Raw genomic sequence first — 7,938 nt, 5'->3', positions numbered from 1 at the left:
CTGGCATCGGCTTGTTGGTGTTTGTCGATGATCTTGGCGGCGGCTTTTTCCATGCGTTCGGCTTGGCGCAGGAAGTCAGCGCGGGTGCCCGACTTTTCTTTACTGGCATTGGAGGGCAACTTCACCCCGTCAATGGCAAACATCTCCTTGCCGATCAAGCCTTGGCGGTCACAAATCAGCAGCACTTGGGCAAACAGTTTGGCGATCAACTCCCCGGCATTGGCGATGAACGCCGCCAGCGTGGTGAAATGCGGCTGGCTGTCACCGGAAACCGCCATGAACAGCATATTCTCACGGCACGCTGCTTCGATTTTGCGGCTACTGATAATGCCCCGGCTGTAAGCTAACAGGATGATTTTGAGTAACACTGCTGGGTCAAAAGCGGCTGCGCCTTGCACATCATTCTTATAACGCTGGTGGAAGCCTTCAAGGTCGAGTTCGTTGTCCACTAAATGACGTAGCGCGTATTCAAATGTACCGGGCAGGATTTGCCGGTCAAAGTCCACAGCCAACAGTTTTACGCCTTGATGGATCGGTTTGTAGCGTGCCATGCCTGTCTACTCATTCTGGTGCTTGCGATGCCTGATTATCCCACAAAATGGCGGTTCGGAGGGTTTTTCTACAGCCTCAACGTCTCGGTTGACGGGCGCGGCGGGAGTAGAGCGGTTCGGAGTCGCGGGCTGTCACCGCGTCCGTCGTCGACACATTTGTATGGATAATAAAGCCTTGAAACGGGTAAAGTGAGCCCCGGTCTTCTGGCTGCAACCAGAGGACTCCAAAACAGTAGTCCGATCGACATGTGGCTCCTCAATTGAGAGACCGGTAACGAGTAGGGACGCTGTTCTGGACTCCATGACAATCTCGAATAGTCAACCGGGTCCCGAACCCGCATTTGCAAGGCAGAGTTATCATACTATGAGTACCCCAAACAGATCATCAGAAATCAATGTCGGCGTCGATGTTGGCAAGTTCCAACTGGACATCCACATCCGTCCTGCGGACATCCATTTCAGCGTATCCAATGATACCCAAGGCATCCGGGAAGCGCTCAAAACCTTGGGTAAACACCGACCCGACCGGATTGTTGTCGAAGCCACTGGACGGCTGGAACAAGCCTTTGTTTGCGCCTGCGCCAAAGCGGGTTTACCGTTTGTGATTGCCAATCCGGTACACATCAAAAAGTTTGCCGGGGCGATAGGGCAGTTGGCCAAGACCGACAAGCTGGATGCCCGCCTGATAGCCCGGTATGGTGAAATGATCCAGCCGGAACTGTCCAAGTTGAAGCCCGAAATAATCAAGGATATTAGTGACTTGCTGTCCCGTCGCAACCAGCTTGTCAAAATGCAGACGATGGAAAAGAACCGTTTGCAGATCATGCCGAAAAGTGTCCAGGGTTCCCTCCAGGCCATCCTGAAAACCCTGCAAAAGGAAATTGCCAAACTGGATAAACAACTCCTCACGCTGATAGATAGCTGCGAAGAATACCGGGAAAAAAGCGACATTCTCAAAAGTGTTCCCGGTGTCGGCAATGTCACCGTAATCACCCTGTTAAGCTGCTTTCCAGAGTTAGGTTACATCACCAACAAACAAGCCGCAGCCCTTGCCGGTGTAGCGCCAATGAACCGCGAAAGTGGGCGTTACCACGGTGTCCGCAAAATCAGGGGAGGACGCCATCAGGTACGCACCGTCATCTTCATGGGGATGATGTCAGCCATCCAATGCAACCCTGTCTTCAAAGCCAAATATGAAGCTCTGGTGAAAGCCGGAAAATCCAAAAAAGTCGCCCTCATCGCCTGTGTCCGCAAACTGATTGTCACCCTGAATTCCATGGTGCGTGACGGCACAAAATGGAGGTCTGAAATGGCCTGAAATTCAGGGGTTGACACCATAGTCACTCGTTATGCATGGATTTTTATACTCGAATCCACTCCCAGCGACCAGATTCGATTTTATTTCTGCTTTCACTGTAACCAAGCCATATACCTCTAATTTCTTCATTATTAGTATCAATTAGTAATTTGAAAGCGCCATGGTGGTGATTTTTTCTGTTAGGATGAAACCAAACTCCAGTAAAAAAGCGATTATCCTTTATAATCCCTCTTAACCGGAGAGTTTTTTTATCTTCAATTTCTTTAATTGCAGAATGATTATCTTCATGTGGAATGATATGACCGACTACTTGTCCGAATAGGCTTGAGATTTCAAGCATTTCGACATAGGGTATTTCAGTAGAGCCATAGTAGAAAGTTGCTTTCCATTTTCCCGTTATTCCTTCTTCTTGTTTAGAACCTAATTTAGACACGAGTGGAGCTAACCAATTTTTGAGTGGTTCGCTCACTAATAAAGTAACGAATACTCCAACTATGGGGCCAATTACCCATTTTAAAAACCAGAGTAATGTTTCCATTTTTATCTTCTCTTCTTAGTTGGTTACAATTTTATTTAGTTCGGAAATCGTTTCATCGAGATCAATAGTTGTTAATTGATAAAATGCTCGTCTTTTCATGTGGCATAACTTTTCCAAGCCATTAGTTTCATATTCTATCCATTTATTAACTTGCTCTTCGCTGAATTTACACTTACCCCATTTTATTTTTTGGCGGCGTAGAATCTCTTTGATGCCTGGATTAATATAAATGAAATGAGTATAAAATTTTTCGGAAATAGGAGGAATCACTCTTTTTAATGCGCCATCGACCCAGAATGAATAATGAGCATCAATTATTAATACTCCATCAGTAGTGGAAAGTTTAGAAAAGTAGGTAGATAAAGCTTTCTCACGCACATTCTGGCGATCTTCTTCATTTAGTGCCAAGAAATCATTAAAATTGCCACCAAAGAATTCATTTATTCCCTTGGATTCGCTGCCTATCAAAACTCCGTCAAATTTACTTTTATATTTCTCAATTACAGTTGTTTTTCCAACACCTGATACTCCATATATACTTATATGCTTCATCTAGTGGTCTCGTTTAGGGCATAACGAGGGTGTAGAAAAACCCCCAATTTTGAGGGGTGTCTCTTTCATAACTATATGATTCATAAGGTTCTAAAATTTCAATTTTGGGGTTATTCTACAGCCTCAACGTCATAGCTGACGGGCGCGGCGGGGAGTGGACTGAACGAAGACGCGGGCTGTCACCGCGTCCGTCGTCGAGCAACTTGTTGGCTCTCTATCTTATGCTTGATTTGATAACCACGAAATATCAATGGTGCGGTGCTGGCGGACACAATCACGCAGATACAGGTTAATCAAACTTTGGTAGGGAACACCCGCCTCCTCAGCCATATCTTTGAAATAGCCGACAACATCCTCACCTAACCGAATGGTGACGGACTTCTTCAGCTTTGAAGCATAGGGGTTCTTGCGGGACTTCATTTGGGAAAGGTCATATTCTGTCTTCATGACACGCTACCTTTGTAGTGTTTGCGCTCATTCTTGGTGGCTTTGCGGGCGGAGATGATCCTGATGGTATGACCGGAATCACGCTCACAATGGCAAACAAGCAAAATTTTGGACTCGCAGCTCAAGCTAAGAGGAGCAATACAATGAATCCAAACGTCAAAACAATCGAACAATATTATTCCATTAGAGAACAGCAGTTAGCAGAATACCGTGCAGAACAGGAACAATTAGCCTCACCATTTAGAGTTGACAAAGCTCCTATTACAATTGTTCCAGTAACAGTTCAATTAGCAACTATCAAAAAGCTACTCAATGACTGTAGTGCTATCAATGTTCCACTCATGCTTGGTTCAAACGGAAATGCAGCAGCTACTATTAGCTCAGAACTGGATTACAAACTTAACCAGCTTTACCAAGCTATCAAAGAAGTAAGAGAGGTCAAAAAGTTTAGTGGCAAACTTATCTCTTGACCACCTACCCAAGCCTGTGGTTGGGGACGTTCGCATTCTTGCGAATGCTCGCCTATCAGACACTTTTGCTACAGCACTATCATAAGTGCTACCTTCAAGATTTTAACACGAGGTAGTACCTATGGCAGAGACAATAGATGTAGATGATACAAAAAAGGCAACACAAACCCGTCGTACTGAAGCCCAACTAAAGGAAGTAGTAAACGAATACATTAAATCAGGTTTAACAATAACTGAATATTGTAGGAAGACTAAAGAAGTCGCAGGAACGTTGGTCAAAAACCTTGAAGATGCTGGGTACAGAATGACACTTGGAACAGCACAAGACAGTACCGCAGGCGGCAAGTCTCTTAACGAGCCTACCGCAGGCGGGACGCAAGTACCTAGTGAACTTCAGATAGAGAACGATATGTTGCTAAATAACTACACCAAGCTACTACAAAAGTATGAACCAGATAAATACAAAATGGCTATGTTAGCCTGTATAGATTGATACAAAAAAATACCCAGTAGTGATTCAGACTATTGGGTATTAAGGTTTACAGTTTGAAAACATTAAATCCCATAACGAAAAGAAGTCGAATAAATTAGGAGATTCAATAAGTGCATTATAGTAACGATACCCGATTATGTCCAGAACATTTATCTAAAATCATTAAAAAGCATCTATTAGGTGCAAGATACTATGACCTAAGCAGCCATGATATTCTTTCACCTGTAATGATAGACAGATTACATTTCATCATTTCAATAGGAGAACATAGTCCGATAGCAGAAACATATCTGCTTGAACTGGATGATAACGGTGAAGTGGTAAAATCTACCAATAAAAGTATAAAACTTAAAACGGATGCTACAGATGAGACAGCTTCATATATCAGGTCAGTATATGACAATACCGCTATTGAAGTTATTACCAGCCCTAATAAATATATTTACGGTCATAACCTCTATGGTAGTTCAGACATACGGTTTCTGATTACTGAGACAGTCCGTAAGGCGCTAACAGAAATAAACCGTATAGACATACTCCCTAATGTTGTTGAATCCACAGAGATTAAAATACTCGGTGTAGATATAAACTCTATGTGTATTGCTCCAAGACCTTCACAGTATCTAAGTCTATTACCTAATCGGCTGGATACTAACTCAACAATAACGGCTAAAGATAATACCGTATATGTTGGCAATCATATTCATAGTGATTCAGCTTTTCGTATTTACGATAAATGGGTAGAGCGCAATAATAAAAAGATGCTACAATACCTATCCAGTAAAGACCAAGAATGGATGTCAGACAAGCTACGTATAGAGCTTATACTAAAGTCAAGAGAGTTAGATAAACTTGAGCTTAGTGATGTAGCCCAGTGGTCTATAAACATAGCAGAAATTATTTATAAAAAATACAGAGAGAAATTGAAACTTATGAAGTCAGTATCAGAAGATTTAAGCTTATTGGATTCAGTAGAAGCAGGATACTACTGTAGATGGAAGTATGTTGGAGACCCATTAGAGGTAATCATTCCAGCAGAACGAACACGAGTAAGATACAGAAAGTCTGTAAAGGATAAGATAGGTGTAGACCTTGCTCGTCCTTACAATGGAGAGGGAATGAACCCATTATTGCAGATGGTTGAACCTAGACACATGAGGATGTCAGGTATACCACTATCAGAAATTGAGAAGACGGTAGCCCATATGGATGTATTCGATATTGATACAGGTACAAAAGCTAACATCCCTTTATCTATGCTCATGGTCTGAATCTCTCAGGTTCTCGTTAACCGGTCAATTCTGCCGTTATTACTAGATTCCGGTATTGTGCGTTCTCCACTGGCAAATCCCCCAGACCAAACAGAGACAAATTGCACCAGCTCTCAGGTTCTCGTTAACAGGCAGATTCTGCCGTTTTGTTTATTATGGGATATTCCCATAGTCGAGTGTCAAAGCGGGATAACCCCCATCACTCAACCAACAAAAGCAACAAATACAAAAGCAGCAGGAACCAAGAGCAGCAGGAAGGAGGGCGGCAAACGCCCGACCAAAACAAAACAAAAGCAGCGATGACAAGCGAACAAACCAGAATTCAGATTTGAATCTTATTGATTTTAAAGCAGTTATGCCGACCAAAGCAGATTTGCTTTTATCGAAAATATCAAACACTTATCGTAAAGCCTCATTATCAAGTAGCTACGGGTGTCCACAATATTGTGTAGTCAATATAATCAAGCAGTTATAGGTGAGCAAGCACCCTTTGTTATAGGTGTAAATCTTAATGAAATCAATCAGATAGATGAAGATTCGGCTCCTCTTGTTATTGGTCAAATGCCGACAACAAAACTTATATCCACTCGGCTGATACATAAGCCTCATAAGGCTTGGAGACTGACAAGCAAACTCAAACAAAAGTGATGCGATACGTCCACTACCGCAGGCGGGGAGTCTCTGACGAGCCTACCGTACAGCTAGAACATAAGCCCCATAAGGGTTTGAAGGTGATACACAAGTATATTCCCGTACAGTGTTCAAGTATCACTAGTCGTAGCTGCGATAGGCATGAAAGCTATACGGGATAAGGCTTTGAAGGGTATCACGAGTTTATCTTTCTTCGGGATGTGGTTTACCACTTCCCGTTCTTCAGTTCGGAGTTAGGTCTAGGCTTGTGCGTTTACGCTGAAGCCGGACAGATTGGATTCCATTATGACAGTAACCCACATATCCGTTTGTCTGGTTAAGTTGTCTGTGTAGGGCATTTATGAAAATATACTGAATAGTGTCATTTATAAAAATAGGTCATTGGGGATTGCTTCAGAAATCCATTATTCTCATAAAGGAGTAACTCTCATGACTATCGAAGACGGCAAGTCGCTAGACGCGCCTACTACTAACACTAACACTTCTACAACTATGTCTGAAGACGCACGTAAAGCACTTATCATCTACTTGGAATCATCCATCCTTGGATATGATAAACTGAATATCCGTAAGCAATGCGGCACATTGACACCTCGTCAAGAAGCTCGTCTTGTTTCTCTGGAGAATATGATCCGTTCTGTGTGTGTCGTGTGTGAGGCTAATGGTCTTACTCTAACTGATACATCTGGATACTCAGTAGCTATTATGAACTGGTCTGAAGGGACTAAGAAATTCTATGGCACGCATTATACTCAACTGGTGAAGGATGCTGTTAGAGTTACTGATGTAGCCAGTGTGAACTTATACACTATATCTTTAGAGTTTGCTGTTGAGTCTACAGAGACACTGGTAGGGAAAATCTGGATTGAGACTAAGGAATTGGTTCATTTGTCTTGGTTATTCGTAAAAGACTCTGTTACTCATGTATGGGCAATACTGCGTGATGGTACTAAGTATCTTTGGGGAAAACTGTGTGATTTATGGAATTGGATTGTAAATATAATTAAAAACAATCCTGTAGCAGTTGCGGCAGTTGCAACAGTCGCTGTTGTAGGTGTTGCTGTAGGTGTAGCTATTGTTGAACCTACTACAATTATTCATACCGCAGTCAATATTATTAATCCTATTATTCTTACTTAACTGTTCACATCTGAACATAATTCATAAGGGTGGTATAGTCCGCCCTTTTTTATTGTTAAGACTTCCGAAAATAAAGGTAATTCTAACCTGCTGGATTCCAGTGTATTAGAAAAATGCGCCTACAAACAAACTCAAATATCTAAATCATTAACAAACAAACCCCTAAAGGTTTATAAGCGAATACAAAAACAACGGTATACAAATTTGAATAGTGCGATACAGAACGTATCTAAAGGAGGGAGAACAGAGGGAGGAGCGAAAGCAATTAACGTCTTAGTTCTGCATCCGTCAGGTATGCAGCAACATCTTGTTAAATGCTACTAGGGAATGTTACCAGCAAGCCCCAGATGAAGAAACCGTTATCACAAGTCTAGTGGAGACCTGCAACCGTTAGCACTTATGTTAGCAACGTGGAGGTATACAGATGTCGTGCTAATGTCGGAATGCCCCATAAGTTCCTGTAGAGACCTAATGTCATAGCCCGCTTCAAGTAGAGCTGTGGCAAAT

10 protein-coding genes are annotated in these 7,938 nt (G+C 42.5%); 5 read left to right on the top strand and 5 right to left on the bottom strand.

The features are described from left to right. Positions 1 to 551: transposase (locus BLV87_RS18730; protein WP_139282235.1), on the bottom strand; the 551-nt coding region annotated here is incomplete at its 3' end. Positions 552 to 915: 364 nt separating this feature from the next. On the opposite strand from BLV87_RS18730, the gene BLV87_RS18725 reads away from it, so the two are divergent. Then, entirely contained in the window at positions 916 to 1,869 is a 954-nt protein-coding gene (locus BLV87_RS18725; RefSeq protein ID WP_093071168.1) for an IS110 family transposase, read from the top strand. A gap of 43 nt (positions 1,870 to 1,912) precedes the next feature. Here BLV87_RS18725 and BLV87_RS18720 read toward each other — a convergent pair whose 3' ends face one another. The 3 genes from BLV87_RS18720 to BLV87_RS18710 form a co-directional block, all read right to left on the bottom strand. Next, a complete protein-coding gene (locus BLV87_RS18720; RefSeq protein WP_093071166.1) occupies positions 1,913 to 2,407 on the bottom strand; it encodes a hypothetical protein in 495 nt (164 codons plus the stop codon). 15 nt (positions 2,408 to 2,422) lie between these two features. Further along, entirely contained in the window at positions 2,423 to 2,959 is a 537-nt protein-coding gene (locus BLV87_RS18715; protein WP_093071165.1) for an AAA family ATPase, read from the bottom strand. A gap of 219 nt (positions 2,960 to 3,178) precedes the next feature. Next, entirely contained in the window at positions 3,179 to 3,406 is a 228-nt protein-coding gene (locus tag BLV87_RS18710; protein WP_093071163.1) for a CopG family antitoxin, read from the bottom strand. A 17-nt stretch (positions 3,407 to 3,423) separates the two neighbouring features. Between BLV87_RS18710 and BLV87_RS18700 the strand changes: the two genes are divergently transcribed. The 4 genes from BLV87_RS18700 to BLV87_RS18685 all read left to right on the top strand — a co-directional run bounded on the left by BLV87_RS18700 (position 3,424) and on the right by BLV87_RS18685 (position 7,431). Further along, positions 3,424 to 3,876 (top strand): hypothetical protein, encoded by a 453-nt coding sequence (locus BLV87_RS18700; RefSeq protein WP_245707076.1) that lies wholly within the window; start codon positions 3,424 to 3,426, stop codon positions 3,874 to 3,876. Positions 3,877 to 3,997: 121 nt separating this feature from the next. After that, on the top strand, positions 3,998 to 4,369 hold the full coding sequence (locus tag BLV87_RS18695; protein ID WP_093071160.1) for a hypothetical protein: 372 nt from the start codon (positions 3,998 to 4,000) through the stop codon (positions 4,367 to 4,369). A 110-nt stretch (positions 4,370 to 4,479) separates the two neighbouring features. Then, complete coding sequence (locus BLV87_RS18690) at positions 4,480 to 5,640, top strand: phage/plasmid replication protein, II/X family (protein ID WP_139282234.1); 1,161 nt, start codon at positions 4,480 to 4,482, stop codon at positions 5,638 to 5,640. A 1,080-nt stretch (positions 5,641 to 6,720) separates the two neighbouring features. Next, positions 6,721 to 7,431 (top strand): hypothetical protein, encoded by a 711-nt coding sequence (locus tag BLV87_RS18685; RefSeq protein WP_093071157.1) that lies wholly within the window; start codon positions 6,721 to 6,723, stop codon positions 7,429 to 7,431. A gap of 362 nt (positions 7,432 to 7,793) precedes the next feature. Here BLV87_RS18685 and BLV87_RS18680 read toward each other — a convergent pair. Continuing rightward, positions 7,794 to 7,938, bottom strand: a 145-nt coding sequence (locus BLV87_RS18680) for a tyrosine-type recombinase/integrase (RefSeq protein ID WP_175518078.1), incomplete at its 5' end; no start/stop codon positions are given.

The sequence above is a fragment of the Thiothrix caldifontis genome (genome assembly GCF_900107695.1).
Classification (GTDB): Bacteria; Pseudomonadota; Gammaproteobacteria; order Thiotrichales; family Thiotrichaceae; genus Thiothrix; species Thiothrix caldifontis.
The sequence above is the reverse complement of the archived record's forward strand: the minus strand, read 5'-3'. Positions and strand labels throughout refer to the sequence as shown.